Source organism: Shewanella alkalitolerans (assembly GCF_019457575.1).
Taxonomy (GTDB): domain Bacteria; phylum Pseudomonadota; class Gammaproteobacteria; order Enterobacterales; family Shewanellaceae; genus Shewanella; species Shewanella loihica.
The window spans coordinates 923,939-950,368 of record NZ_CP080422.1; the positions used below are offsets into that span (position 1 = coordinate 923,939).

21 protein-coding genes are annotated in these 26,430 nt (G+C 57.1%); 12 read left to right on the forward strand and 9 right to left on the reverse strand.

The annotated features are described in order from the left end of the window. Positions 1-240 precede the first annotated feature (240 nt). Positions 241-1,905 carry a methyl-accepting chemotaxis protein gene (locus K0J45_RS04120; protein WP_220044370.1) on the forward strand — a complete coding sequence of 555 codons (1,665 nt, stop codon included), beginning with the start codon at positions 241-243 and terminating at the stop codon, positions 1,903-1,905. A 103-nt stretch (positions 1,906-2,008) separates the two neighbouring features. Here the strand turns inward: K0J45_RS04120 and fdhF are convergent, their stop codons facing one another. Both fdhF and K0J45_RS04130 read right to left on the reverse strand, forming a co-directional pair. Continuing rightward, positions 2,009-6,241, reverse strand: a complete 4,233-nt coding sequence (fdhF, locus tag K0J45_RS04125; protein ID WP_220044372.1) for a formate dehydrogenase subunit alpha — start codon at positions 6,239-6,241, stop codon at positions 2,009-2,011. Between the two features lie 265 nt (positions 6,242-6,506). Next, positions 6,507-7,487 carry a pentapeptide repeat-containing protein gene (locus K0J45_RS04130; RefSeq protein ID WP_220044373.1) on the reverse strand — a complete coding sequence of 327 codons (981 nt, stop codon included), beginning with the start codon at positions 7,485-7,487 and terminating at the stop codon, positions 6,507-6,509. A 189-nt stretch (positions 7,488-7,676) separates the two neighbouring features. Between K0J45_RS04130 and prfB the strand changes: the two genes are divergently transcribed. The 3 genes from prfB (at position 7,677) to K0J45_RS04145 (ending at position 13,069) form a co-directional block, all read left to right on the forward strand. Beyond that, positions 7,677-8,775 (forward strand): peptide chain release factor 2 gene (gene prfB / locus K0J45_RS04135; RefSeq protein ID WP_186300663.1). Its coding sequence is split into 2 segments (ribosomal slippage): positions 7,677-7,751 and positions 7,753-8,775, totalling 1,098 coding nucleotides; the frame shifts between segments, so codons are not numbered across the junction. 12 nt (positions 8,776-8,787) lie between these two features. Then, positions 8,788-10,290 (forward strand): lysine--tRNA ligase, encoded by a 1,503-nt coding sequence (gene lysS, locus K0J45_RS04140; RefSeq protein ID WP_011864618.1) that lies wholly within the window; start codon positions 8,788-8,790, stop codon positions 10,288-10,290. Between the two features lie 298 nt (positions 10,291-10,588). After that, complete coding sequence (locus K0J45_RS04145; protein ID WP_258406761.1) at positions 10,589-13,069, forward strand: sensor domain-containing protein; 2,481 nt, start codon at positions 10,589-10,591, stop codon at positions 13,067-13,069. Positions 13,070-13,113: 44 nt separating this feature from the next. Here K0J45_RS04145 and K0J45_RS04150 read toward each other — a convergent pair whose 3' ends face one another. Further along, the gene (locus K0J45_RS04150; RefSeq protein ID WP_258406818.1) at positions 13,114-13,662 is read right to left on the reverse strand and encodes a pseudouridine synthase; all 549 of its coding nucleotides are present in this window, start codon (positions 13,660-13,662) and stop codon (positions 13,114-13,116) included. 392 nt (positions 13,663-14,054) lie between these two features. Here K0J45_RS04150 and nagB point away from each other — a divergent pair, with 392 nt between their 5' ends. The 5 genes from nagB to K0J45_RS04175 all read left to right on the forward strand — a co-directional run bounded on the left by nagB (position 14,055) and on the right by K0J45_RS04175 (position 18,498). Continuing rightward, a complete protein-coding gene (gene nagB, locus K0J45_RS04155) occupies positions 14,055-14,861 on the forward strand; it encodes a glucosamine-6-phosphate deaminase (RefSeq protein ID WP_220044375.1) in 807 nt (268 codons plus the stop codon). A 275-nt stretch (positions 14,862-15,136) separates the two neighbouring features. Continuing rightward, positions 15,137-15,673 (forward strand): SRPBCC family protein, encoded by a 537-nt coding sequence (locus tag K0J45_RS04160; protein WP_220044377.1) that lies wholly within the window; start codon positions 15,137-15,139, stop codon positions 15,671-15,673. Between the two features lie 11 nt (positions 15,674-15,684). After that, the gene (locus K0J45_RS04165; RefSeq protein ID WP_220044378.1) at positions 15,685-16,002 is read left to right on the forward strand and encodes a cupin domain-containing protein; all 318 of its coding nucleotides are present in this window, start codon (positions 15,685-15,687) and stop codon (positions 16,000-16,002) included. 167 nt (positions 16,003-16,169) lie between these two features. After that, positions 16,170-18,083 carry a peptidase U32 family protein gene (locus K0J45_RS04170; protein ID WP_220044379.1) on the forward strand — a complete coding sequence of 638 codons (1,914 nt, stop codon included), beginning with the start codon at positions 16,170-16,172 and terminating at the stop codon, positions 18,081-18,083. Between the two features lie 40 nt (positions 18,084-18,123). Then, entirely contained in the window at positions 18,124-18,498 is a 375-nt protein-coding gene (locus tag K0J45_RS04175) for a PH domain-containing protein (protein ID WP_011864625.1), read from the forward strand. A gap of 50 nt (positions 18,499-18,548) precedes the next feature. Here the strand turns inward: K0J45_RS04175 and K0J45_RS04180 are convergent, their stop codons facing one another. From K0J45_RS04180 to K0J45_RS04195, 4 genes are all read right to left on the reverse strand, one after another. After that, on the reverse strand, positions 18,549-19,736 hold the full coding sequence (locus K0J45_RS04180; protein WP_220044380.1) for an AAA family ATPase: 1,188 nt from the start codon (positions 19,734-19,736) through the stop codon (positions 18,549-18,551). A 140-nt stretch (positions 19,737-19,876) separates the two neighbouring features. After that, the gene (locus tag K0J45_RS04185) at positions 19,877-20,164 is read right to left on the reverse strand and encodes a helix-hairpin-helix domain-containing protein (RefSeq protein WP_220044381.1); all 288 of its coding nucleotides are present in this window, start codon (positions 20,162-20,164) and stop codon (positions 19,877-19,879) included. Between the two features lie 66 nt (positions 20,165-20,230). Beyond that, the gene (locus K0J45_RS04190; RefSeq protein ID WP_220044382.1) at positions 20,231-20,824 is read right to left on the reverse strand and encodes a LysE family translocator; all 594 of its coding nucleotides are present in this window, start codon (positions 20,822-20,824) and stop codon (positions 20,231-20,233) included. A gap of 247 nt (positions 20,825-21,071) precedes the next feature. Further along, positions 21,072-21,977, reverse strand: coding sequence for a LysR family transcriptional regulator (locus tag K0J45_RS04195; RefSeq protein ID WP_220044383.1), 906 nt, complete (start codon positions 21,975-21,977; stop codon positions 21,072-21,074). Between the two features lie 131 nt (positions 21,978-22,108). Between K0J45_RS04195 and K0J45_RS04200 the strand changes: the two genes are divergently transcribed. Next, positions 22,109-22,750 carry an NAD(P)-dependent oxidoreductase gene (locus tag K0J45_RS04200; protein ID WP_220044384.1) on the forward strand — a complete coding sequence of 214 codons (642 nt, stop codon included), beginning with the start codon at positions 22,109-22,111 and terminating at the stop codon, positions 22,748-22,750. Between the two features lie 80 nt (positions 22,751-22,830). Here K0J45_RS04200 and rpiA read toward each other — a convergent pair whose 3' ends face one another. Next, positions 22,831-23,490 carry a ribose-5-phosphate isomerase RpiA gene (gene rpiA, locus K0J45_RS04205; protein ID WP_011864631.1) on the reverse strand — a complete coding sequence of 220 codons (660 nt, stop codon included), beginning with the start codon at positions 23,488-23,490 and terminating at the stop codon, positions 22,831-22,833. 351 nt (positions 23,491-23,841) lie between these two features. Here rpiA and K0J45_RS04210 point away from each other — a divergent pair, with 351 nt between their 5' ends. Beyond that, positions 23,842-24,765 (forward strand): DUF808 domain-containing protein, encoded by a 924-nt coding sequence (locus tag K0J45_RS04210; protein WP_220044385.1) that lies wholly within the window; start codon positions 23,842-23,844, stop codon positions 24,763-24,765. Between the two features lie 110 nt (positions 24,766-24,875). After that, complete coding sequence (locus tag K0J45_RS04215) at positions 24,876-25,523, forward strand: peptidylprolyl isomerase (RefSeq protein WP_220044386.1); 648 nt, start codon at positions 24,876-24,878, stop codon at positions 25,521-25,523. A gap of 4 nt (positions 25,524-25,527) precedes the next feature. Here the strand turns inward: K0J45_RS04215 and K0J45_RS04220 are convergent, their stop codons facing one another. Next, positions 25,528-26,421, reverse strand: a complete 894-nt coding sequence (locus tag K0J45_RS04220) for a LysR substrate-binding domain-containing protein (protein ID WP_220044387.1) — start codon at positions 26,419-26,421, stop codon at positions 25,528-25,530. Positions 26,422-26,430: the final 9 nt, after the last annotated feature.

Sequence of the window (26,430 nt, forward strand, 5' to 3'; positions counted from 1 at the left end):
AATCCAGTGCTTAGCGATCAGGGTGATACTTAAGCGCTATCTGTTAGCACAAACCAATTACTGAAGTGATTGCCAGTATTCCAGGGATGGAATGCTGGCTTTTTTTATGTTAGGCAGAAATTTCCGCCTAGTTGGCTAAGATTATTGATCTACTACAATTTATCTAGCATTAAGCACTGACACTGGTACTTTTTAGCTATATTTTACTTACAAATGTAATAAACCCTGTTGGAGTGGAACATGTGGCAATTAAGAATGAAAAATAAGCTGTTGGTATTTGCTCTCCTGCCCCTGATTTTGAGTTTTCTCTTCTTAGTTTCAATCACCTATAACCTGGAATCTAACTCCCTCGAAGAGAATATGTCGACCTTCAAGGCGAGTCTCTATAGCGAACGTAAGGCCCAGCTAAAGGATCAGGTCGATATCGCCCTGGATATCGTCGAGCATCAGCTCTCCCTGGGGGCGGCGGGCGATGTGAATCAGGCGTTGCGTAACGTGCGTTTCGGCACAGCCGGTTACTTCTTTATTTACGATTTTGACGGCTTCAACCGCTTTCATGCGGTCAAGCCTGCGCTGGAGGGCACGGCGCAGATCGGCATGACAGACCCTAACGGCAAGAAGATAGTGGTCGGCCTGATAGATGCCGCCAGAAGCGGTGATGGCTTCTTTAACTATGACTACTCCAAGCCCGGGGTCACCGGCCTGGTGCCAAAGATAGGCTACGCCGCAACCGTGCCGGGTAAAGATTGGATCTTGGGCACAGGTGCCTACACCGACGATATCGACGCCCAGGTGGAGAGCTATCGTGAGGTGATGACCAAGCACATGAACGACAAGGCGATGATGATTCTGCTCTTCGCCCTGGTGCTGGTGGCGATCACCGCCGTGGTGATGCTGGTGGCCGCCCAGCGCATGGTTAACCCCATTTACAACATGGTGCAGAACCTCGAAGATATCGCCAAGGGAGAGGGGGATCTGACCAAGCGCCTGGACGTGCAGGGCAGCGATGAGATCGCCATGCTGGGCCGCGCCTTCAACCAGTTTGTCGATAAGCTGCAGGGGATCATCAAGGATGTGGCCAGGGCCACCGTCGAGGTGAAGAGCGGTGCGGATAACATCTCCTCCCAGACCGCCGCCATGGCGCAGCAGCTGATCAGCCACAACAACGAGACGGATCAGGTGGTTACGGCGATCACCGAGATGTCGGCGACCGCCTCAGAGGTGGCCATGAGTACCACTCAGGTGGCCGAGGCGACCCAGGCGGCCACCCAGGATGTGGGCAACGCCCAGGAGTGTGTCGACAGCTCGCTGCATGAGGTCTCGACCCTGATGGCGGAGATCGATATGGCGGCCGGACATATCAACTCCCTCAACGAGCAGTCACAGAAGATCAACAGCGTGTTGAGTGTGATAGGTGGCATCGCCGAGCAGACCAACCTGCTTGCCCTCAACGCCGCCATCGAGGCCGCCCGCGCCGGCGAGCAGGGGCGCGGCTTTGCCGTGGTAGCCGATGAGGTGCGTAGCCTGGCCAGCCGGACACAGGCCAGTACCTTAGAGATCAACGAGATGTTGTCTGAGCTGCATAATCTGGTGTCGCTGGCGGTGAGCAGCATGGAATCGAGCCAGCAGAGCTGTCATCGCTCGGTGACCTCGTCGCGGGCGATCTCCGATAGCCTGGGGGCGGTGACCTCGGCGGTGACCTCTATCAACGACATGAGTACCCAGATCGCCACGGCGGCCACGGAGCAGAGTTCGGTGACCGAGGAGATCAACCGCAACGTGTTTGCGATTCAGGAGATCGTCAACGAGTTGCTACAGGCCAGTAATAGCGCCTCGGATACCAGTCAGGGGCTGGCCAATGAGGGCCGCAACCTGGATACCCTGGTAGGCCAATTTAAGGTGTAGCTGGCAGTTTGGTGTAGCAGCCTGCTCGAAGCATCAAGCCGCTAAACAACAAAGAAAAAGGCCACAACTCTTGTTGTGGCCTTTTTGATGATGTCAGTTTGCCCTAAGACCAGCAGATCGCCTCGCTGGCCTTCTCTACTCTGACGGCGCAGATCTTAAACTCGGGGATCTTGGCCACAGGATCCAGCGCATTGTTGGTCAGCTTGTTAGCCGCCGCTTCGGCAAAGTGGAAGGGCAGGAAGAGCACTCCCGGCTGGGCGCGGCGCGTGACGAAGGCGGCGATGTTGATGCTGCCGCGCCTCGTCGACAGGGTCAGCACGTCGCCGTTGTTTACCCCCAGGCGGTCGGCGTCGATGGCCGACATCATCACCTTGGGTGAACCCAGGGTATTGAGACCGTCCGTCTTGCGGGTTAGGGTGCCGGTGTGGAACTGCTCCAGCAGGCGCCCGGTGGAAAGGGTGAAGGGATAATCCTCACAGGGCAGCTCGGCCGGCAGGCGGTAGCCGACGGGCGTCATCTTACCAAGTCCGCGGGTAAAGCGCTCTTTATGCATCAGGCGGGTGCCCTCATGGCCGGGCTCGGGACAGGGCCACTGCTTACCCAGCAGGCCTTGTGGCGTGCTGGGGTCTGTGTCATGCCATTGGATGCCGCGGTACTGGGGCGTGACGCGGGTCAGCTCCTGCCAGATGGACGCTTCATCCTCATAGCGCCAATCGGCGCCGAGTGCCTTGGCGATATCTGTGATGATCTGCCAGTCGCGGCGGGCCAGACCTGGGCTGTCGATGGCCGCCTGCAGACGCTGCACCCGGCGCTCGGTATTGGTGAAGTGGCCAGGCTTCTCGGCGAAGCTGGCGGCTGGCAACACCACGTCGGCCAGCTGGGCGGTCTCCGTCATGAAGATATCCTGGACGATCAGCAGCTCGGCCGACTCCAGCCCTTGCATCACATGGGCCTGATCGGGATCGCTCAGTACAGGGTTTTCCCCCATCACATAGAGGGCCTTGAGCCTGCCGTGGGCCAGGGCGTGCATCATCTCGGTTGCCGCCAGACCTATCTGATCCGGTAGCCACTCCTGCTGCCAGGCTTGTCTGAAGGCGGCTTGCACCTCGGGGTCGGTGACCTTCTGGTAGCCGGTGAAGTAGTTGGGCAGGGCGCCCATATCGCAAGCCCCCTGGACATTGCTCTGGCCCCGCAGCGGGTTGATCCCCGCGCCCTCGACGCCTATGTTGCCGCACAGGAGTTGCAGGTTGGCGATGGCGGTGACATTGTCATGTCCCGAGGTGTGCTGGGTGATCCCCATGGCATAGTAGATGGCGGTCTTCTCTGCCGTGCCTATCATGCGGGCCAGCTGGGCTATCTCCTCTTCGCCAACCCCGGTGATCTTGGCGGCGTTACTCAGGCTGTAGTCGTCCTTCATCACCTCGGCGCGCAGTGCGTCGAATCCTTCGACACGGCGACTGATGTAGTCGCTGTCCTGCCAGCCCTGCTTGATGATCTCCTGCATGATGGCGTTGAGCAGCATGACGTCGCTGCCGGGGCGGTGACGCAGGTAGAGCTCGGCGCTGTCGGCGATGCTCACCCGTTTGGGGTCGGCCACCACCAGGCGGGCACCGTGTTGGTTCACCGCCTGTTTGATCTTGGAGGCGATGATAGGGTGGGCGGCTTCGGTATCCGAGCCCAAGATGAAGATGAGATCCGAGGATTTTATCGACGGAATATCATTGGTCATGGCGCCGCTGCCAAGGCTTTCTTGCAGGGCGGTGACCGTCGAGGCATGACACAGGCGGGCGCAGTGATCTATGTTGTTGGTGCCGATGACGCTTCTAAACAGCTTCTGGAACAGATAGTTATCTTCATTGGTCGCCTTGGCGGAGGCCAGACCTGCTATGGCGTCGCCGCCATGTTCGGCCTTGATGCGACCCAGCTGAGTGCCTATGTAATCGATCGCCTCATTCCAGCTGACCGGCACCAGCTCACCATCTCTGCGCAGCAGCGGCTGGGTCAGACGTTGCTGGCTGTTGATGAAGTCGAATCCGAAGCGGCCCTTGACGCAGAGCATCCCCTCGTTGACCTGGGAGCGGTTGTCGCCCGAGACGCGTTTGATTTCGCCAGTTACGGGATCGCTGTGGATGATGACACGGCAACCCACGCCGCAGTATGTGCAGACGGTGGAGGTCTGTTTCAGCTCATGTTTAACGCCCTGACGCTTGTCTCTTGCATCGGTCAGCGCCCCTGTGGGGCAGACCTGGACACAGTTACCGCACTGCACACACTGGCTGTCGGCCATGGTGGCGCTGAACCCGGCGCGAGGCGCCTGACGGCTGTATGTTGCGGCCATTTCCTGGGGCAGGGCTAGATAGCTGTCGGGCTCGAAGCTGATCGCCTGATGGCCAGACTGCTGGCGGCACATGGCGACGCAGGCACCGCAGCTGATGCAGCGGTTGGGGTCGAAGTTGATAAAAGGCGTACTGGCATCCTGGGTAAAGGCGCGGTGGCCCTGTTTATCGAGCGCGGCACTATCGACACGGTACTCGGTGGCGTAGTCCCGCAGGGCACACTCTGTGTTGGCCTGACAGCCACACTCCAGGCAGCGGGCGGCCTCGAGCATCGCCTCCTCGTCGTTGAAGCCGAGTTCTATCTCGTCGAAATTATCCAGGCGCTTGTTGATGGCCAGTTCCGGCATCTTGGCCTTGGCCTGTAGCAGACGAGCCGGGAAGTGACGGCTGTCAGGCTTCTGCTCATCTTGCTTCTGGGAGTTGAAGGGCGCGGGTGTCAGCTCGCAGCTCAGCTCGCCGCTCAGCAGTTTCTCGATGGCATTGGCGGCCTTGCGCCCATCGGCCACCGCGGCAACCGCGGTGGCGGGGCCGGTGCGTGAATCCCCGAGCACAAACAGTTTCTCCACCCCTGATGACATAGTATGTTCACAGCCGGAGAAGGTGTTCCAGCGGGTCAGGGCCACCTCGCCGGTGGAGAGCTGACTCTCTGGATGCTCGAGGAAGGTCATGTCCGGGGTCTGGGAGACGGCCGGGATCACAGTATCGAACGCCTCGGTGAAGGTCTCGCCCGTGGCCTGGGGTGAGCGTCTGCCGGAGGCATCGGGTTCGCCAAGGCGCATCTTCTCGAAGGTGACGGCATTGATATGGCCATTGGCATCGCCATGGTTTTCGATGGGGTTAGTGAGGAAATAGAAGCGCACGCCCTCATGTTCGGCCTCCTCTATCTCATAGATCTCAGCCGGCATCTCATCGCGGGTGCGGCGATAGACCAGGGTTACCTCGGCACCCTTGCGTAGCGCGGTGCGGGCGCAGTCGATGGCGGTGTTGCCGCCGCCGATCACCGCCACCTTCTGGCCTGTGAGGTAGTTGTTGTCTGTGCAGTGATCTTTAAGGTAATCCACGCCTAAATAGCAACCTTCGAGGTCTACGCCTGGATAGTTCATGGGCACCGCCTTCTGGGCGCCGATGGCGAGACAGACGGCGTCGAATTGGCTGACTAGCTCCTTGAGGTGGATGTCTCGGCCGAGACGAGTATCTGTCTGTATCACCAGGCCATTTTGACACAGCAGGTCTATCTCTCTGTCCAGGATCTGCTTGGGCAGACGGTACTCGGGAATACCGTATCTTAGCCAGCCGCCCGCCTTGGGCATGGATTCGAAAATGGTCACCTCATGACCTGAGTTGGAGAGGTAGTAACCCGCGCTGATCCCCGCCGGGCCGCTGCCTATGATGGCGACGCGTTTGCCGGTGGCGGGCGCCTTGGGCGGCACATAGGTGTCTTCACTGTCCAAATCCAGGTCGGCGGCGTGACGCTTGAGCTGACGAATGGCCAGGGGCTCATCCAGCTCGCCGCGGCGACAGGCCGATTCGCAAAACGCCGGGCAGACACGGCCGATAGAGAGCGGCAGCGGCAGGGTTTGTTTGATCACCTTGACCGCTTCCTTGTGGTTGCCCTGGGCGATATGCAGCAGATAGGACTGCACGTCTACGCCGGCCGGACAGGCCTGTTGGCAGGGGGCTTCGCAGTCGGCGAAGTGGTCGTTCAAAAGGTGTTTCAGCGCCGCCTGACGGCGTTTGCTGAGGGCGGCCGAGTGAGTGATCACCTCGAGCGGCGCCTCGACCTGTGTCTTACAGGCCTTGACTGTGTGGAGGTCGCCCTGGTCGTCTCGCACCTCGACATAGCAGAGGTTGCAGTCTTGCTTGCCCGCGAGTTTGTCGTCCAGTTGCTTGCCCAGATGACATAAATTAGGGATCGCTATGCCTGCGGCCTTGGCACAGGTGAGCAGATCTTCGCCCCGGTTGGCTTTGACGACTTGGCCGTCGAAGGTGAGTTCTATCATGGTAGGGACCTTTTATTAGAATCTAAGCTTGAGCTTGGCTACCTTGGTCTCGTCGATGATTTTTTATGGACTGCCTATGGGTAAAGAGGCTTATCGTAAATTAGCGAAACAAGGTTTGCTTGAGTATACCCAGAGGCTTTTTCACCACAGGTCTTAGTAGTGATTTTTTGTGCTGCATTTGCAGTGCTGCTCACAAATTGCGCTGGGTTTGTTGGCTTGCGCCGTGGCGGAATTGGCGCGATTTGAGCTGGATCACACTCTGCCCTTAGCGGGTCATTTTCTTAACGAACACCACCACGAACAGGGCGATGGTAAAGCTGCCGGTGAAGGCCTCGACGGCCGCTATGGCGCGGGAATAGCCTATGGGGGTGAAGTCGCCATAGCCTAGCGTGGTGAAGGTGACGACCGAGTAGTAGATGCAGTTGAAGAAGAGCGCCAGGTTGGTGGTGAGATCGTTTTGCCAGTTGAACACATGGATATTGCCGTCATAGTTGAGGCCGGTAAACAGGTAGAGCAGGGCGCAGACGAAGATGAGCCCCATGGAGAAGCCGATCACCCGGGTGGGGGCCTCGCCATAGCCGCAGAAGATGTCGATCATCTTGGAGAGGATGCGCGAGTAGCTGTATTTGGGCATCTGATGGCGGCGCATGGTGAGTTCTTTACGCAGGTAGTCGCCGCCCATGGCAAACAGGCCTTCGCGCTCGGCGGCCTTACGCAGATCCCGGTAGATCTCCTCGGCCTGTTCGAAATAGTCGAGGGCGATCTCGTTTTCGCCCACTCTCTCAGCCTCGTTGGCCAGACGTTCCTGCCTGAGGAGCTTGCCGGTATTGATGTTCTCTATTTTGGCGCCGTTCCACTTGATCCCCAAGAGGTTGGTGCCCACCAGATTGGCGCAGTGAACATTGGCCTCGCGCAGATCCGCCTTCATCAGGCTGGCGTGTTGCAGGTTGAGGTTAAACATGTGAGCCCCCTGCAAATTGGCGCGATACAGCTCGGCGTGGCTCATGTCGAAGCCTGTCTTCTGATGGTGCCTCACCAGATCGATGCCGGGCAGGTTGGCCCGCTTGAGGGAGATGCCCCGCAGCATGCCGCCGTTGCGGGCGAAGGCCTCCAGGCGGGCGACATCTTCCGGCTTATCTTTAATGATTTTAGGATCATGCCAATAACAGAGCCCGGAGGCTTCGGCCGGCTCGGTGCAGGAGAAACCTTCGTCTTCGTGATAGCAGCATTGGTTCGTCTGTTTCATATTGAACAGTATAGCCAGCCTGCCGAAAAGGGGCGGGGATTCTCCCTGCTGCCGGAGCCGGGCAAGAATGGCGTTTTTTGCGATGAAATTCGCTCAATTAGCACTGCTTCGCCCCTATGCGAAAAGGGACGATTGCGTTAAAATACCGCGTTTGCATTCCTGCCAATCGAATTTTAAGTAGAAAGAGTCATGTTTGAAGTAAATCCGGTTAAATTTAAAATCAAGGAGCTGGCCGAGCGCACCCAACTTCTTCGGGGGTATCTTTGACTACGATGCCAAGAGTGAGCGTCTAGAAGAAGTCAGTCGAGAGCTAGAGAGCGCCGACGTTTGGAACAATCCCGATAATGCCCAGGCCCTGGGTAAAGAGCGCGCCTCACTAGAGGCCGTGGTCAAGACCATAGACGATATGGACAGTGGCCTAGAGGATGTGGAAGGCCTGCTGGAGCTGGCCGTCGAAGAGGAAGATGAAGACACCTTCAACGACGCCAACAGCGAGCTGGCTGGTTTAGAGAAGCGCCTGGAAGAGCTGGAGTTCCGCCGCATGTTCTCGGGTCCGAACGACGCCTCTGATTGCTACCTTGATATTCAATCGGGTTCTGGTGGTACCGAGGCACAGGATTGGGCCAACATGGTGCTACGTATGTATCTGCGCTGGGGCGAAGCCAAGGGCTACAAGCCTGAGCTTATCGAAGTCACCGACGGTGACGTCGCCGGCATCAAGGGCGCCACCATCAAGTTTACTGGCGAGTACGCCTTCGGGTCACTGCGCACCGAAACCGGGGTACACCGTCTGGTGCGTAAGTCGCCGTTCGACTCCTCGGGTAAGCGTCATACCTCGTTCTGCTCTGTGTTTGTCTATCCGGAGATCGACGACTCTATCGAGATCGATATCAATCCGGCGGATCTGCGCATCGACGTCTACCGCGCCTCGGGCGCTGGTGGTCAGCACGTTAACCGTACCGAATCTGCGGTGCGTATTACCCACTTGCCGACCAATACCGTAGTGCAGTGCCAGAACGATCGTTCACAGCACAAGAACAAAGACACGGCGATGAAACAGCTGAAAGCTAAGCTGTTCGAACTGGAAATGCATAAGCAAAACGCCGAGAAGCAAGCCGCCGAAGACGCCAAGTCTGATATCGGTTGGGGCAGCCAGATCCGCTCTTACGTGCTGGACGATGCCCGTATCAAAGATCTGCGTACCGGCGTGGAAAACCGTAATACCCAGAGCGTCCTCGACGGCGATCTGGACAAGTTTATTGAAGCTAGCCTGAAATCTGGCCTTTAACGAGAGAAGAAGATGACTGAACAAACTCAAGACGAAAACAAGTTAATTGCAGAGCGCCGTGCCAAGTTAGATCACGTTCGCGCTTCTTGCCCTGCTAACGGTCACCCGAACAACTTCGATCGAAAACATAAGGCTGCCGACATCCAGGCCGAGTATGGTCAATACAGCAAGGAAGAGCTGGAAGAGATGAATGTCCAGCGTTCTATCGCCGGTCGGATCATGGCCAAGCGCGGTCCCTTCCTGGTGATCCAGGACGTGAGCGGTCGCATCCAGGCCTATGCCGGTAAAGATGTTCAGAAAGATCTAAAGGCCAAGTATCAAGGTCTGGATATCGGTGACATTATCGGTGTGACCGGCCAGCTGCACCTGTCTGGCAAGGGCGATCTCTATGTCAACATGGAAGAGTACCAGCTGCTGACCAAGGCACTGCGTCCGCTGCCTGAGAAGTTCCACGGCCTGACCGACCAAGAGACCCGCTACCGTCAGCGTTATGTAGACCTGATCGTGAACGAAGAGTCACGTGCGGCCTTCATCATGCGCTCTAAAGTGGTTACCGCTATCCGTAACTTCATGGTAAGCAAAGAGTTTATGGAAGTGGAAACCCCTATGATGCACAGCATCCCGGGTGGTGCCTCTGCGCGTCCTTTCATTACTCACCACAATGCGCTGGATATCGAGATGTACCTGCGTATCGCGCCTGAGCTATATCTCAAGCGTCTGGTGGTAGGTGGTTTCGAGCGCGTGTTCGAGATCAACCGTAACTTCCGTAACGAAGGCCTGTCACCACGCCATAACCCAGAATTCACCATGATGGAATTCTATATGGCCTATGCCGACTACAAAGATCTGATGGACCTGACCGAAGAGATGCTCTCGTCAATCGCCAAAGATCTGCTGGGTGATACCAAGCTGCCATACGGTGAGCACACTATCGACTTCGGTGGTCCATACGAGCGTCTGAGCATGCTGGATGCGATCAAGAAGTACAACCCAGACAACGAGACGATTCAGTCTATGACCTATGAAGAGGTTAAAGACGTCGAGTTCATGCGTAACCTGGCTAAGAGCCTGGGCATGACTATCGAGAAGTTCTGGACCTGTGGTCAGCTGCTGGAAGAGATCTTCGGTGAAACCGCCGAGCCTAAGCTGATGCAGCCTACCTTCATCACTGGCTACCCGGCAGATATCTCGCCGCTGGCCCGTCGTAACGATGAAAACCACTTCATCACCGACCGTTTCGAGTTCTTCATCGGTGGTCGCGAAGTGGCTAACGGCTTCAGCGAGCTGAATGATGCGGAAGATCAAGACAAGCGTTTCAAGGCGCAGGTCGATGCTAAAGATGCGGGCGACGATGAAGCCATGTTCTATGATGCCGACTACATCACGGCGCTGGAGCACGGTCTGCCACCGACTGCCGGTCAGGGTATCGGTATCGACCGTCTGGTGATGTTGTTTACCAACACCCACACCATTCGTGACGTGATCCTCTTCCCGGCGATGCGTCCTCAGGGATAAGCAGGCAACGCTTAAGAAAAAAACCAGCCCCAGGGCTGGTTTTTTTATCTGCGTCATTTGCAGCTAAAGTGACCGCCTGAGATGAAGTTTTAGATTAAACCACTGATAAGTTACTCTATTTCTAGTATAAGATGGGTTGGGTCGCTGCCCGCGCCATTTTTTGTCGGGGCTAACACACTTTTGTTAAATTAAGGTTAATTTATCGCATTTGCAGGTGTCCATTACGACTATTTGGCGATAAGCTAGCGAAAAGGATTCAGGGATAGTGACACTCGGTCGTCGCTCTCGGAGTAGGATAGTGATAGATATCAAGATTCCAGATGAAGCGTTACAAGATTGGCAGGAAGCGTTAGAGACCCTGGCCCAGGCGTTTGACGGCAGTCTTTTCCTGCTGGCCCTCACCGCCAGCGATGGTCTGACGCCTCAGCTTAGCCTGTGCGATGACAATCAGGTCCATCGCCAGAGTGTCGCCCAGCTTTGCGCCCAGGGACTCAGCCTGTTTCGCGACTATATCGAACATCCCCATCATCCCCGTGAACCTGTCGATGTCGGCGGCATCATACTGCATCCGCTCTTCTGGCCATCCCAGGCCCTTTATGGCGCCCTGTGTCTGGTGCCAAACGAGCAGCCCAACCACGACAAGCGGCTAAACACCCAAGTCAAGCTGACCTGTCAGGCGATGCAATATGCCCTGATTAACCTCTATCAGACCCATCGCCAGCAGTTAATAGAGATAGCGCCGCAAGCGGCGCCCAATGTGGATCTGCAACTCTTCATCGACAGCCTGCAGGAGCATGTGTGGATGAAGGATGTGGCGGGGCGCTACGTGCTGATCAACCACAGCGTCGAGATCGCCTGGGGGCGCAGCAAAGAGCAGCTGCTCAATCGCACCGACGATGAGATCTTCTCCCCCGAGCTGGCCGAAGAGTTTGTTCAGGGGGATTATGAGTCAATCGTGCGCGGCGTGCAGGTGACGGCCGCCGAGTGTGAGGCCAAAGATATCGACCAGTCTAACTCCTGGCTGGAGACCACTAAGGTCCCGGTCGTCTCGCCAGATGGCACTCTGGAGGGGGTGATCGGCATCTCCCGTAACATCACCTCCCATAAGGCGGCCCAGGAACAGCTGGAACTGGCGGCCAACATCTTCGAGAACTCTGTGGAAGGTGTGGTGATCACAGACGCCAGCGGCAATATCATCGAGGTTCATGGCGCCTTTACCGAGATCACCGGCTATAGCCGCGACGAGGTGCTGGGGGAAAATCCACGCATCTTAAATTCCGGCCGTCACGACAAGGCCTTCTTCGAGCGCCTGTGGCGCTCGTTGCTGACCAACGGCAAGTGGCACGGTGAGATCTGGAACCGCCGTAAGAGCGGCGCCATCTATCCAGAGCAACTCACCATCAGCTCCATGTATGGCGACGATCATCAGGTGCGCTACTTCGTCGCCGTGTTTGCCGATATCTCGGCCCAGAAGCAGAGCGAGAAGGAGCTGGCGCGGCTGGTGTACCACGACCCGCTGACCAAGTTGCCTAACCGCATGATGCTGTCGGCCAACCTGGAGCAGGAGCTGAGACACGCCGCCCGTGAAGAGACGGAGCTGGCGCTGATCTTCATCGACGTGGATCTGTTTAAACATATCAATGACAGCTACGGCCATGTGACCGGCGATGCCATCTTGGTGGAGGTCGCCAGACGTCTGGGACAGAAGCTGGGGGAAGAGGCGACCCTGGCCAGGCTGGGCAGTGATGAGTTTATCGCCGTCCTGCCCCATGTGGAGAGTGACGACAGCGTCTCCCTCATGGTGAGTCGACTGCGCGAAGCCTTCGATGCGCCCTTCTTGCTGGATGATGAAGGCAGCGTGCGCCTCACCGCCAGCATGGGGGTGGCCATCTATCCGGGTGATGGCGAGAGCGGCGACACCCTGCTGCGTAACGCCGACACCGCCATGCACAGGGCCAAGGCCAATGGCCGCAACAACTACGCCTTCTATACTCAATCTCTGACCCTGGCTTCGGTGGAGCATCTTAAGCTACAGAGTGCGCTGCACGATGCCATCAACAAGGATGCCTTCTATCTGGTGTATCAGCCCAAGTTGGCGCTGGGCACGGGTCAGTGTGTCGGCTTCGAGGCGCTGCTGCGCTGGGAAGACCCACAGCTTGGCACTATCTCGCCAGCCATCTTTATCCCTGTGGCAGAAAATATAGGCCTGATCAACGAGATAGGTCTCTGGGTGCTGAAACAGGCGGCGACTCAGGGGGCTCAATGGTTAGCCGAGGGTAAGCGCTTTGGTCGCATCTCGGTGAACGTGGCCGGGCCTCAGTTGCAGCAGAAACAGTTTTGCGCCCAGGTGAAACGCGTGCTCGACGAGGCGGGACTGCCGCCCGAATACCTTGAGCTTGAGGTCACCGAGAGCTGCATGATGTCCGATCCCCTGGCGGTGATCGAGGTGCTTAAACAATTGGGTGAGCTCGGGGTCGAGCTGTCGGTGGATGATTTCGGGACCGGCTATTCGTCGCTGAACTACCTGAAGCGTCTGCCTATACATAAGCTGAAAATAGATCAGTCCTTCATCCGTGATATTCCCAGAGATGGCAACAACACGGCAATCGCCAAGGCGGTGATCGCCCTTGGCCATGCGCTGAACCTCTGCATCATAGCAGAAGGGGTGGAGACGCCGGAGCAGGCGGCCTTCCTGGAGGCGGCGGGGTGCGATCAGGCCCAGGGCTATCTCTACAGTAAGCCCAGAGTGGTCGAGGAGCTGGCCGAGTTCTTAGGTTAGCGCTAGGGCTAGTACTTAGATTAGCGCTTGGGCTAACGTCTGGCTTAACCTAGTGTCGCGAGCGGTTTAACTTCGCCTGGCAGCAGCGTGCCCAGGTGGATATCGCCTATGCGTACCCGCACCAGCCTCAGGGTGGCAAAGCCCACGGCGGCGGTCATCTTACGCAGCTGACGATTCTTGCCCTCGGTAATGGTGATCGCCAGCCAGCTGGTCGGCCCGTGGCGGGCGTCTCTTATCTTGCGTCCCCGCGGCGGTAGGTCTGGCGCCTGGTCGAGGCGGCGCGCGCGGCAGGGCAGGGTGCGATACTTCTCGCCCTTGATACCTATCTCAACCCCCTCGCAGAGGCTCAATATCGCCTTATCTGTGATCTCGCCATCGAGCTGCAGGTAATACTCCTTCTCTATCGACTTGCTGCGCACCGCATGACTGGTCTTGCCATCAGTGGTCAATAGTAGTAATCCCTCAGAGTCATGATCCAGCCGGCCGATCGCCATGATGCCCGTTGGGAAGTTGGCCAGCTCACCAAGTAAAGGCTTACGTTTACGCCGCTCGCCGACAAACTGGCTCAGATAGCCGTAAGGCTTAAAGATCATAAAGTGTTGGGCAGGCGTGCTTGTTTGCCCAGTCAATTGCAACTGTTCTTGGGCTTCGCCTTGAGTCTGTTCAATTGAATCTGGGGTAACTTTTAAAGGGCTGTCTTCTGCGGTCGTGACCTTTGCTGGCATAGAGGCTGCCATACGGGCTGATTTAGAGGCTGGCTTAGAGGCTGGCTTATAGGCTGACATGGGCTTCTCTGTGGTAATGGGCCGGGGCAGTTTACCACGAATGGCGCGGCGTTTTTATGGTCAGATTAATAATGACAACGCTGTCATTTGTGGTTATAGTAATGTTAATTTCTCTCATCGGCGCGTAGAGCTGAGTTTATGGTATTGCAGCCAGCCGCCGTGAGAGGGCGTTAACTACCAGGGCCGAGACGAATCAAATCATGCAAATTGTTATTCTAAAAGATAGCGCCGAGGTGGCGGAATATGGTGCCAATCTCATCATCAATCAGCTTAAGCGTAAGTCGGACTCTGTGCTGGGGCTGGCGACTGGATCGACCCCTGTGTCTCTCTATCAGCGCCTGGTGGCCGCCAATCAGGCGGGTGCCGTCTCCTTCAAGGGAGTGACCAGCTTTAACCTGGACGAATATCTGGGGCTGGAGGGGAGTCATCCCCAGAGCTATCGCTACTTCATGGATAGCCAGCTGTTCGATGCTATCGACATCAATAAGGCCAACACCCATGTGCCGCCGGGGGATGCCGAAGATCCCATCGCCGCCTGCGAGGCCTATGAGGCGCAGATCCAGGCCGCCGGCGGCATAGATATTCAGCTGCTCGGTATAGGCCGCAACGGTCATATAGGCTTCAATGAGCCTTCGTCTGGTTTGATGTCACGTACCCGGGTCAAGACGTTGACCCAGGCGACCATAGAAGACAATGCCCGCTTCTTTGCCGAGGGGGAATATCAACCCCACCTATCGATCACCATGGGGATTGGCACCATACTCGATGCCAAGAAGGTGCTGCTGCTGGCCACAGGTGAGAGTAAGGCCGACGCCATTCGCGCCGCGGTAGAGGGCGCCCTGAGCGCTGCCTGTCCGGCATCGGCGTTGCAGCTGCATCGCGACGCCGTATTGGTGATCGACGAGGCGGCGGCATCTAAGCTGGCCGACAAGGAGTTCTATCGTCATATCGAGGCGGAGAATCAGCTGCTGCAGACCAGGCTGGCGGCCCTCAAGGCCGGCGAGTAGTAACCGCTATTGGTAAACGAAGGGCGTCTCTCACTGGAGGCGCCCTTTCTATTTTGGGGCCTTGCTATGGCAAGGCCTTGTTATTAAACGGCTCTTTGCTGGTACTAGGAGCTGGTACTAAGAGCTGGACTAGGATTTGGTATTAGGAGCAGGAGTTAGCTGTCGGCGCGGCTTTCCAACACCCTGATTCTTGGCTATGTTATGACAGATACAATTAGGCCAGACCATTTTGTGCCAGCCACAAGGGGCATCGCCCGCCTGCTAAGGAACTCGCCATGCTAAAGAAACTCCTGATACTCGTACTCCTGCTACTCTCATCCCCCTTTATTGCCGCCCTGTTTATCGAAGAAGATTATCGTGTGGATACCCAAATCGTCATTGACAGGCCGGCGGACCAGGTATTCGACTTCTTGAGAAAGCTCAAAAACCAGGATCAATTCAGCGTCTGGGCCAAGATGGACACGGCCATGGAGAAGAGTTATCGCGGCGAGGATGGCACAGTCGGCTTTGTCTCAAGTTGGCGTAGCGACAACCCAGATGTCGGCGCGGGAGAGCAGGAGATCATGGCGATCTTCCCAGGCAAGCGTATCGAATATGAGCTGAGGTTTAAGACGCCCTTCGAGGCGGTCTCGCCCGCCTATATCACTACCGACGCTCTGGGGCCGACCCAGACCGAGGTGCATTGGGGCTTTAGTGGCAACATGGCCTATCCCATGAATATATTGCTGCCGCTGATGCAGGTGGATGCCATGGTAGAGCGGGATCTCAGCCAGGGGCTGAGTAACCTCAAGACCCTACTCGAGAGCAAGTGACGGAGATGGCGATGGAAAAGCACAACTTCTTTGCGTCCCTGCCGGATGACCTCACCCTGGAGGCGTTCGAGCCTCTGGTGGAAACCGGCGGCGTGTTGATCGAGCGTATCGTCTCTAAGGCCCATCGTACGCCAGAGGGACAATGGTACGATCAGGACAGAAACGAGTGGGTCATGGTGCTTAAGGGGGAGGCGACCTTAGTGTTCGAGGGCGCCGAGGTGGTGCACCTTAAGGTGGGCGATCACCTGAATATTCCTGCCCACTGTCGCCACAGGGTCAGCTGGACCAGCGAGCAGGAAGAGACTATATGGCTGGCGGTGCATTATTGAGTATATGGCGACCGGCATTAGTTAAAGCCGACGCTCGAGTGGTATCTGAGCCTGATGAATCGCTGGCTTGGTGAAAAAATGCGCGATATCAAGGTGTTTTGTGAGCCAGGTCTGTTATAATCGCGCCCCTAATTTTTATCTATCTGTGATCTGATTCGAGACTCCTCATGGACAAGCCTGAGATTTTTATCCCCGATAGCGCACCGATCGCGCCGGTAACTACCCGCTCAAACCGCCTCGAGCTCTTGGCCCCCGCCAAGAATGCCGACTATGGTATCGAGGCCATCAAGCATGGTGCCGACGCCGTTTATATCGGTGGCCCAGCCTTCGGTGCCAGGGCGACTGCCGGCAACAGCGTCGAGGATATCGCGCGTCTGTGTGAGTTTGCCCACCGCTATCACGCCCAGGTGTTTGTCGCCATCAACACCATCTTAATGGACGACGAGTTGGACGCGGCGCAGAAGCTGATCTGGCAGGTGTATGAGGCCGGTGCCGATGCCCTGATCGTGCAGGATATGGGGGTGCTTCAGCTGGATATTCCGCCTATCGCCCTGCACGCCAGTACCCAGATGGATAACCGTAATCCAGAGAAGGTTGCCTTCTTAGAGCAGGTAGGCTTCTCACAGGTGGTGCTCGCCCGCGAACTGGGCCTGAGTCAGATCCGCGATGTGGCGGCTAAGACTAACATGCAGCTGGAGTTCTTCATCCACGGCGCCCTGTGCGTCGCCTACAGCGGCCTGTGTAACCTAAGTCATGCCTTCAGTAACCGCAGCGCCAACCGCGGCGAGTGCTCGCAGATGTGCCGTCTGCCGGGGGACCTCAAGACCCGCCAGGGGGAGGTGTTGGCGCAGAACGAACACTTGCTATCGCTCAAAGACAACAACCAGACAGATAACTTAGAGGCGCTGATCGATGCCGGTATTCGCTCCTTTAAGATCGAGGGTCGCCTCAAAGATCTCAGCTATGTGAAGAACGTAACCGCTCACTATCGCCAGGAGCTGGATAAGATCATCGCGCGTCGCCCCGAGTTTGTGGCCTCGAGCCACGGCCGCTGCGAACACAGCTTCACGCCGAACACTGAGAAGACCTTCAACCGTGGCCGCACCGACTACTTCGTCAACGAGCGTAGCCAGGGAGTCAGCGATTTCCGCTCGCCGAAATATATCGGCGAAGAGGTGGGCAGGGTTGCAGCCCTGGGTAAAGATTTTATTCAGGTGGAATCGAGCCACAGCTTCAACAACGGTGATGGCCTGTGTTACTTCCCGCCAAACTATGAGAAGGCCAAGCAGTCTGACGACAAGCTGCAGGGGCTCAGGGTTAACCGCGCCGATGGCAACAAGCTGTATGTGATCGCCGTACCCGGCGATCTTAAGGTGAGCGCCACCCTGTATCGTAACCATGATCAGGCGTTCGAGACAGTGCTGGCCAAGGAGTCCTCCAAGCGTATCATCAAGGTGGACATGACCCTGAGCGATACCGAAAAAGGGGTCGCGCTGACCATGACGGACCAATATGGCCTGAGCGCCACGCGCGAGCTGGAACTCGATAAGACCCCGGCCACAGACATAGAGAAGGCGCTGAAGAATCTGCGTAAGCAGCTGGGTAAGCTGGGTAGCACAGACTTCGAGGCCCGCGAGATCAATATCGAGACCGCCAGTCCCTGGTTTATGCCGGCTTCCCTGCTTAACGGCCTGCGCCGTGACACGGTTGCCGCCCTGGAGCTGGCGCGCGTCGAGGGCTACGAGCGCCCGCAGGCATGGAAATACAACCAAGACGCCGTCTATCCCTTTAAGCACCTGAGCTTCATGGGTAATGTGGCCAACGAGAAGGCCAAAGAGTTCTACACACGCCATGGGGTGATCGAGATAGAAGACACCTATGAGAAGAACGGCGTGACCGAGGATGCGCCACTGATGGTGACCAAGCACTGCCTGCGCTTTAACTTCAACCTCTGCCCGAAAGAGGTGCCCGGCATCAAGGCGGAGCCGCTGCAGATTGAGATAGGTAAGGATGTGCTCAAGCTGGTCTTCGACTGTCCTAAATGCGAAATGATGGTTGTCGGCGCTAACCGTCAGGTATAGGCTAGGGAACAAATTAAGTTCACTTTCAAGGAGATCAAATATGGGATTGTTAGATGCGCTGATGGGCAATGCTGCCGAAGTGAACCTGGATGAGTTAGCCCAGGAGCTGGGGCCCATCATGGGCGACAACGAGCAGTTAGCGCTGGCTTACCGTGTCATCCGCGACATGTTTGTGTTTACCAACAAGCGACTCATCCTCATCGACAAGCAGGGCGTTACCGGCAAGAAGGTGAGTTATCACTCTGTGCCCTATAAGGCGATCACCCATTTTGAGGTGGAAACCGCCGGGACCTTCGACATGGACGCCGAGCTAAAGCTATGGATCTCGGGGCAGAAAGATCCCCTGGTGAAGGAGCTGAAGAAAGGCACCGACGTCGTGGGCATTCAGAAGACGATTGCTAACTTTTCTCTATAACACTAGTTCGCTTTAACGCGACGCGCCTTCGTTATTTGTTAAGCCCAGGCCTAGCCCTGGGCTTTTTGTTGCCAGTTCCAGCTTGGGGTGGAGAGCAGATCTTGCCCCACTATCTTGGTCTGCCCCAGCTGCTTGTCGAGTTCGATTAGCTGACACTGCTCAAATTCGTTGAGGGCATTGATCAGCCGATTGGCGTGGGAGACCACCCAGAGCTGACACACCTTAGATGCCTTGGCGATAAGCCGGGCCAGTGCAGGCAGAAGATCCGGATGCAGGCTGGTCTCTGGCTCGTTGAGCACCATCAACTCAGGCGGCCTTGGGGTGAGTAGGGCGGCGATCAGCAGCAGATACCTTAGGGTGCCGTCGGAGAGCTCCTGGGCGTTGAGGGGCCTTAGCAGCCCCTGCTGGTGAAAGTTGACGCTTAACAGGCCACCGGCCTGGTAGCCTATGGTGACATGGGCGCCGGGAAAGGCATCACTCACCGCCTCATCGAAACTTTCCCTATCGCCTATCTCGAAGATGGTTTGAATCGCCGAGGCCAGATCCCGACCGTCGTGGTGCAGCACAGGGGTGCGGGTACCCAGCTGCGGCTGACGCGCGGGCGCCTCGCCGTCGCTGCGGAAATGATCGTAGAAGCGCCAGGCTCGGATGCTGTCTCTGAGCCTCAGCACCTCGGGCGTGCGGCTGGGATCCGACAGCTCGGTGAAGATGCTGTCGCCATGCTGCATATGCTGATTCAGGCTCTGCCAGCCATCTTGCCCCCCTTGCTGGGCGCGCCCCTTCACCATGGGGCCACGTCGCTCCACCAGTACGGCGGCGGGTCGATACTTGTTGCCGACCCAGATCGCCTCACGCTTTATCTGAGGATCTAGCCCGAAGAGGGTGGTGCTGTCTGGCTTGGGTAGCCCCAGCTCGATGAGGTAGCTGAACTCATCGCCGGCAAAGCCCAGTTTCAGTCGTTTGGTCTGTTGCCGTACCGTGGGAGTTATCTCTGTGTCGCCGCTCAACATCCCCTTGGTGAGGTTTTCCGGCCCCGCCCAGAAGCAGGAGTCCAGTCCGCCCTCCTGGGCCAGGGCATTGACCACGCCACCTTGGGCCGTCTGTGCCAGTAGCCTAAGCGCCTTGTAGAGGTTGGACTTGCCACTGCCGTTGGCACCGGTGACCAGATTGAGCCGCCCCAGGGGCAGGCGTATGTCTCGCAGCGAACGGTAGTTGTTGATGGCTAAGGTGGTCAGCATGGCGCTCTTTTTTGTGGTTTGAGTATTGGTTTTAGTCGTGGTTTTCGTTGTTGTGGTTGAGCATGAGTCTAATTTTGGCTTGGGGCAATAGTGGCATCTTTAGGCTCTCGATGCCATAAGCGCTCAAACGCGGGGCGAGCTTATCCCTGTTGCAGCTTGGCCAGATGTGCCTTGCGCTCCGGGGTATAGTGCCACCAGGGCCGGGACTCTTCACCTTCCATGAAACGCACCGCGGCGATAAACACATCGATGACACAGGGATCGTGACGACACTGGGTGATGGCTTCGAGCTGGGCGTGCATCTGATATGGATCCAGCCCGATAAGCTCCTTGGGGTGATGCAGGCCGAGTTTGTAAAAATCCTCCGCCGTGGCCTTACCCACGTTGGGGATCATGGTGAACTCTGTGATGGTATCGCGGGCTGACATCTGGTTGCTCTTCTTATCTGTGTGGTTTTAAGTGTACGGCGTTTAACGCGGCTTGTCAGCGGCTCCCTAGGCCAGCAAGGCATAACCGACCGCGACTAGCATGGCGACGGCGAAGAAGATGCGCAGCGCCCTCGCGGCCTTTGGCCTGGAAAATAGCGGGCGTAGCAGGCCGCCGAAGATCAGCCAGAGGCTATCTACCAGAGTCGCGACCAGCAAGGCGCAGATCCCTGTGGCCAGATAGCCCAGTGCCGTGTTCTCCAGTGGCAGTAAAAATTGGGAGAAGATGGCCAGGAAGGCAGCATACGCCTTGGGATTGAGCAGGTTGAGGATAAAGCCATCTTTGAAGCTCGGTTCCTGCTGCGCGTCATCTAACTGGGTGCAGGGGGCACTGGCAATCTTATAGGCGATGAAGGCGATATAGGCGGCGCCGAGCAGTTGACAGGTGAGCCTGAGGTCGGGAAAGCGGCTAAACAGGGCGGCGAGCCCAATGCTGGCGCCTATGATGGCTACCGAAAGCCCCAGGAGTATGCCCGCCAGGAAGGGGGCGCCGCGTCTTATGCCAAAGGTAGCGCCCGTGGCGGCCAGTGCCAGCGGCGCAGGGCCGGGTGAGCCCAGGAGTAATCCGGTAGCGGCGATTAACGAAACGAGTGATTCCAACATGCCAGGCTCCTTGTGACGCGCTTTTAATGGGCAACCCATTTGCCCGGATAGAGCATCTTAGCCTGATTGGTTTATCTGTAAAGCCTTGGGGGCGATTTGGCGCGGCGCCTCGCTGCAAGGCTAACGCTACACCTAGCATTGCCCTCTCTGTAACTCGGCGGTAAACCTCGCGGTAAATCTTGCGATAAACCTAGGGGCGACACGTCGCGAGATCTGCACAGGTTTCATTACACTTTCGAAATCCTACCTATCGGGCCGGTGCGGGTTGCTTGAGGATATCTTGCTGCCAGCGCTCAGCGAGAAAATCGATGAAGTGGCGAATCAGATGTTGCTGATAGCTGCGCGACAGGTAGACGGCCCACAGCGTCTTACCCGGCAGGTGATATTCAGGCAGCAGCTCGACCAACGCCCCAGAGGCCAGGTGGGTATTGGCGAGATCGCAGGGTAAATGAATCAGGCCCTTGCCTCGCAGCGCCGCCTTGATGAGGACGCCCATGTCGTTGGCCTGCAGGTTACCGCCGACCTTTTTTTCGATGTTTTGATTGTCTTTGACAAACAACCAGCGGGTTTGGCTGGCGTGCAGCAAGCAGTTGTGCGCCGTGATATCGTCGAGGTTGGTGATGGGCTCATGGCCAGCGAGATAGTCAGGTGAGGCACACAGCACTGAGTCTATATGCATCAGGCGACGGGCGATCAGGCTCTCATCGGGCTGCTGGGTGTAACGCAGGGCGATATCAACCCGCTCATCGACCAGCTGCACCATCTCATCCGACAGCAGTAACTGCACCTTGACCTCGGGATGCTCGCGGGTGAAGTCATCGACCGCATCGAACAGCAGCGCCTGACCCAGGCCTATGGGGGAGGCGATACGTATGCTGCCGACCAGCTCTTGCCTATGGCGCTGGGCGCGGTTTTGTAGCGCCGCGACCTCATCGAGGATCTTCTGGCAATAGATGAAGGCCTCTTCGCCCTGCACGCTCAGGCTGACACTGCGGGTGGTGCGATGCAGCAGGCGCAATCCCAGCCAACGTTCCACCTCCTGAATATGGCGGGAGACCTGTAGTCGGCTGAGGCCTAGTTGTTCGGCGGCCTGGGTAAAGCTGCCGCAACTGGCGACCTCGACGAAACTACGGATCGCGCTGATCTTATCCATTCTAGTAACCTTATTTTGTAATCCAGATTAGTAACACAGGTTGAAACAATGATGCTCTATCTAAGCTATTTATCACTATTAGTGGGCCAAGTAAACTGATGCCAATTTAGTCAGATAGTGAGGAACAGAAGATGAATATAGCGATTATTGGCGCCACGGGTTGGATAGGCAGCACCTTGATGCAGGAAGCCTTAAGCCGCCAATTGCCGGTCACCGCCCTGGTGAGAGACCCGGCTAAATTAAGCGGTGAGTTAGCCGGTCAGGTTACGGCGCGAGTCGTCGATCTCGAGCAGGGTATCGACCCTCAGGTATTCGAGGGGATCGATCTGGTGATCGCCTCCGTGGGTGGACGAGCCTCTGGCCAGCATCAATTGGTGCCCCAGAGCGCCAAGGCGCTTCTCGAGCTGCTGCCCAAGACTCAGGTTAAGCGCCTGCTGTGGGTCGGCGGCGCCGGCAGTCTCGAGCTGGCCCCGGGCCAGACCCTGGTGCAATCGCCAGGTTTTCCGCCAGAATACAGGGATGAGGCCTTAGCCCAGGGCGAGGCGCTCGAGGTATTTAGAGAGAGCGATTCGCCGCTTAACTGGACCTTTGTCAGCCCGGCGGCCGAGATCTACCCCGGCGCCAGCGAAGGGGCCTATCGCATCGGCGGCGACAGGTTCTTCACCGATGAGGAGGGACGCAGCCGCATCTCGGTCGCGGATTACGCCAAGGCGATGCTGGATCTAATTGATTCAGATGACTATGCCCGCCAGCGGATCAGCGTGGCTTACTAGAGTCGCGAAGAAGCGCATTAGGGCCTGAAAAACAAAAAGCCACTCTATGAGTGGCTTTTTTTAATGGCTTTTGATTCGGCCTATGGCTTAACCGTCTTCACGCCTTCTGGGGTGCCGACCAGCAGGACGTCGGCGCCGCGGTTGGCGAACAGGCCATTGGTGACTACACCAACGATCTGATTGATCTGCTCTTCAAGTGCTTTGGGATTAAAGATCTTCATGTTGTAGACATCCAGGATCACGTTGCCGTTATCTGTGACTACGCCCTCACGGTAGACAGGGTCACCGCCTAATTTGACCAGCTCGCGGGCCACGTAAGAACGTGCCATAGGAATCACTTCTACCGGCAGCGGGAACTCGCCCAATACCTCGACTTCCTTAGTGTTATCCACGATGCAGACGAACTTGTCGGCCACGGCGGCGACAATCTTCTCGCGGGTCAGCGCGGCTCCGCCACCCTTGATCATGTCCATGTGGCCGTTGATCTCGTCGGCGCCATCGACATAGACAGAGAGCTGATCGACAGAGTTCAGGTCGAATACCGGGATCCCCAGCGCCTTCATCTTCTCGGTCGAGGCCTCAGAGCTAGACACTGCGCCTTCGATATCGGCCTTCATGGTGGCCAGTGCATCGATAAAGTGGTTAACGGTCGAGCCGGTACCCACGCCGACAATACTGTCTTTCTCTACATACTCGAGCGCGGCCCATCCGGCGGCTTTTTTCATTTCATCTTGAGTCATAAGGAGTTCCTATAAGGATAAACGAAGCATTTTGTCGTCATTATACCTCTAGTTCTCCTCTGGAGTATGTCAAATGACGCAGTTTGTTGCTTTAGCGCAGAATTTATTACCCAGATCCCAGGGGAAATTTGTGTGAAATCTCCCAACTTGGGCCTGCGACTGGGGTTTTGTCTGGCGCCCTCTGGAAAAATGTATTGAGGCAGAGTACTTTAGCTCTCAACAAGCGTACTTTAGCTCTCAACAAGCGTACTTTAGCTTGCAGTTAGCGTTAAAGATTGGCGCTTAATTCGCGAGAGCGCCCTCACGCCCAAGGCGGTGGGTAAAGGATATAGAAGAGAGTAAGGAGAGAGCATGGCGGGCGCGAGTCTGTTAACCCTGTTGGATGATATCGCGGCAATATTGGATGATGTCGCCCTGATGAGTAAGGTGGCGGCGCGCAAGACGGCCGGTGTGTTGGGGGACGATCTGGCGTTAAACGCCCAGCAGGTGTCAGGGGTGAATGCGGACCGTGAGCTGCCCGTGGTGTGGGCGGTGGCTAAGGGATCGCTGCGCAACAAGTGTATCTTGGTCCCGGCGGCGCTGCTGATCAGTGCCTTTATCCCCTGGGCGGTGACGCCGCTGTTGATGTTCGGTGGCCTGTTTCTCTGCTATGAGGGGTTCGAGAAGGTATATCACTCCCTGACCCACAAGCATGAGCCTGCCATGAGTCAGAGCGAGATGGCTAAGGCGGTCGAGGATCTCAAGGCCTTCGAGAAGCAGAAGGTGGCCGGCGCGATCCGCACCGATTTCGTGCTCTCGGCGGAGATCATCGCCATCACCCTTGGGGTAGTGGCCGAGAGTAGTTTCATGACCCAGGTGGTGACTCTGGCGATCATCGCCGTGCTGATGACAGTCGGTGTCTACGGCTTGGTGGCGGGCATCGTTAAGCTCGATGATGCCGGGCTCTATCTGAGTCAGCGTCAGGGGGATGGCCTGCTGCGCCGTCTGGGGCGTAAGTTAGGTGGCGGCCTGGTGAATGCGGCGCCTTACCTGATGCGTGGCCTCACTGTGGTGGGCACCATCGCCATGTTTATGGTGGGTGGCGGTATTCTCACCCATGGGATACATCAGATTGCCGAGGTGTTCGAGCAGGCGGCCCATTGGGTGGCTGGGCTTACTATAGTCGGGCCTGTCTTGGCCTGGATGACTCCGAGTCTGCTCAACGCCCTGTTTGGTGTCTTGGTGGGCGCGGTGGCCCTTGTTGTGATGTCGCTGATTGGGCGGCTACGCAACTGATATTTGAAGGTCAGATGTAGCATAATGTATCAGTAACAACTTGTATCTTATATTGTTTTCTAATTTAGTGCCTCGTAACACCCCTAAGGTAACACGCGTTGGGGACTGTGATGAAAAAGCAAATAAGAGGCAAGTTGGCGCTGGGAATATTGCTGCTTTTGGGCTTAACCGCCTGCGGCGGTGAAGAGGGCAGCAATGGGGCGATAGTCAATCCGCCGGTGACTGGCCCCGTGCCCGAGATGAGCATAGATGCCTGCTTTACTATGACCACGAGTCTGGGGGAGGTTGGGCTAGGCATCGATAGCCGCCATACGCCGCAATCGGCCGCCAACTTCATCGGCTATGTCGACGATGGCTTTTACGATGGCACCCTGATCCACAGGGTGATCCACAACTTCATCATCCAGGGGGGCGGATTCACCTCTGGCATGGTGCCTAAGCCCGGTAAGGCGCCTATCAAAAACGAGGCCAGCGTGGGCTTTAGCAACCTCAGGGGCACCCTGGCCATGGCACGCGCCCGTCTGAGCGATTCGGCCACCTCGCAGTTTTTCATCAACACCTTAGACAATCCGCAGCTGGATTATAGCGCCAGCAGCGAAGGCTATGCCGTGTTTGGCAGGGTGCTGTCTGGCATTGAGGTGGTGGATCAGATTGGCATAGTCGCTACCACCCGGGTGGGGGAGTACGCCGATGTGCCGCTGGAGGAGATAGCGATCGAACGTATCGCTCCCAGCGAGTGCCCTATGCTGGAAGAATGATACGCTATTCGCCGCTCGCCTGATGTCGCTTGACCAGATCTATCATCGCCAGGGCGGCGAAGGAGAGGCTGAGATCTTTGCGCCAAAACAGGCTCATTTGCCAGCTGAGATCTGTCTGGGTTAGGGGACGGGTGATAACGGCGTCGGGGCGATAGCGCTCGGCAATAAATTTAGGCAGCAGCATCAGGCCGATCCCGGCGGCCACCAGGGCGATGCCAAATTCCGGTTGGTTCACCTGGGTGGGGTTCTTGATGCTCACACCGGCCTGCTGGCAGGCATTGATCACCATCTCATGCAGAGAAAACTCCGATTCAAACAGGATCTGCGCCTGGCCATCGAGTTCGCCAAGGGGGATCTCCGAACGCCTGGCTAGCGGATGCTCGCTGGGAAGTACCACCACCATAGGCTCGGTATGGATGGCGATCCCCTCATAGCGGTCCTTGAGATCGATAATGCCGGTGGCGAGTTCTATCTCCCCCTGTTGTAGGGCCTGGGTCTGCTCGACGCCGCCGCGGACCAGCAGCTGGGTCTCTATCTCTGGATAGGCCTGGCGATACTTGGCTATGATGGGGGCAAACAGTTCGGCGCTGCCGAGTGGCGCCAGCCCCAGTTTTAGTATGCCGCGATTGAGCCCCTTCAGCTGTGCCAGCTCCTCCATCATCGCCTGCTTATCTTCCAAAAGCCTGAGGGCGTGGCGGTAGACCACCTCGCCATGGGGGGTGAGCTGCACCTTAGTGCCGCGTTTGCCCCGGGTGAGCAGGGGCAATGCCAGCTCGCTCTCCAGCTGGGCGATAGACTTGGACAGGGCGGGCTGGCTGATATGGATCCGCTCGGCGGCGCGGTTAAAGCCTCCCGAGGCGACGATCTCGACGAAGTAGTGTAGTGCCTTAAGATCCATTGAATAGCT

Bases quoted from the DNA above. Each gene is read 5' to 3' on its own strand.
- K0J45_RS04160 (WP_220044377.1), top strand. From the start codon at position 15,137: ATGCTAAAGAAACTCCTGATACTCGTACTCCTGCTACTCTCATCCCCC.
- K0J45_RS04130 (WP_220044373.1), bottom strand. From the start codon at position 7,487: ATGAAACAGACGAACCAATGCTGCTATCACGAAGACGAAGGTTTCTCC.
- fdhF (WP_220044372.1), bottom strand. From the start codon at position 6,241: ATGATAGAACTCACCTTCGACGGCCAAGTCGTCAAAGCCAACCGGGGC.
- K0J45_RS04165 (WP_220044378.1), top strand. From the start codon at position 15,685: ATGGAAAAGCACAACTTCTTTGCGTCCCTGCCGGATGACCTCACCCTG.
- K0J45_RS04200 (WP_220044384.1), top strand. From the start codon at position 22,109: ATGAATATAGCGATTATTGGCGCCACGGGTTGGATAGGCAGCACCTTG.
- K0J45_RS04195 (WP_220044383.1), bottom strand. From the start codon at position 21,977: ATGGATAAGATCAGCGCGATCCGTAGTTTCGTCGAGGTCGCCAGTTGC.
- K0J45_RS04180 (WP_220044380.1), bottom strand. From the start codon at position 19,736: ATGCTGACCACCTTAGCCATCAACAACTACCGTTCGCTGCGAGACATA.
- K0J45_RS04175 (WP_011864625.1), top strand. From the start codon at position 18,124: ATGGGATTGTTAGATGCGCTGATGGGCAATGCTGCCGAAGTGAACCTG.
- lysS (WP_011864618.1), top strand. From the start codon at position 8,788: ATGACTGAACAAACTCAAGACGAAAACAAGTTAATTGCAGAGCGCCGT.
- K0J45_RS04170 (WP_220044379.1), top strand. From the start codon at position 16,170: ATGGACAAGCCTGAGATTTTTATCCCCGATAGCGCACCGATCGCGCCG.
- nagB (WP_220044375.1), top strand. From the start codon at position 14,055: ATGCAAATTGTTATTCTAAAAGATAGCGCCGAGGTGGCGGAATATGGT.
- rpiA (WP_011864631.1), bottom strand. From the start codon at position 23,490: ATGACTCAAGATGAAATGAAAAAAGCCGCCGGATGGGCCGCGCTCGAG.
- K0J45_RS04220 (WP_220044387.1), bottom strand. From the start codon at position 26,421: ATGGATCTTAAGGCACTACACTACTTCGTCGAGATCGTCGCCTCGGGA.
- K0J45_RS04120 (WP_220044370.1), top strand. From the start codon at position 241: ATGTGGCAATTAAGAATGAAAAATAAGCTGTTGGTATTTGCTCTCCTG.
- K0J45_RS04185 (WP_220044381.1), bottom strand. From the start codon at position 20,164: ATGTCAGCCCGCGATACCATCACAGAGTTCACCATGATCCCCAACGTG.
- K0J45_RS04190 (WP_220044382.1), bottom strand. From the start codon at position 20,824: ATGTTGGAATCACTCGTTTCGTTAATCGCCGCTACCGGATTACTCCTG.
- K0J45_RS04210 (WP_220044385.1), top strand. From the start codon at position 23,842: ATGGCGGGCGCGAGTCTGTTAACCCTGTTGGATGATATCGCGGCAATA.
- K0J45_RS04150 (WP_258406818.1), bottom strand. From the start codon at position 13,662: ATGATCTTTAAGCCTTACGGCTATCTGAGCCAGTTTGTCGGCGAGCGG.
- K0J45_RS04215 (WP_220044386.1), top strand. From the start codon at position 24,876: ATGAAAAAGCAAATAAGAGGCAAGTTGGCGCTGGGAATATTGCTGCTT.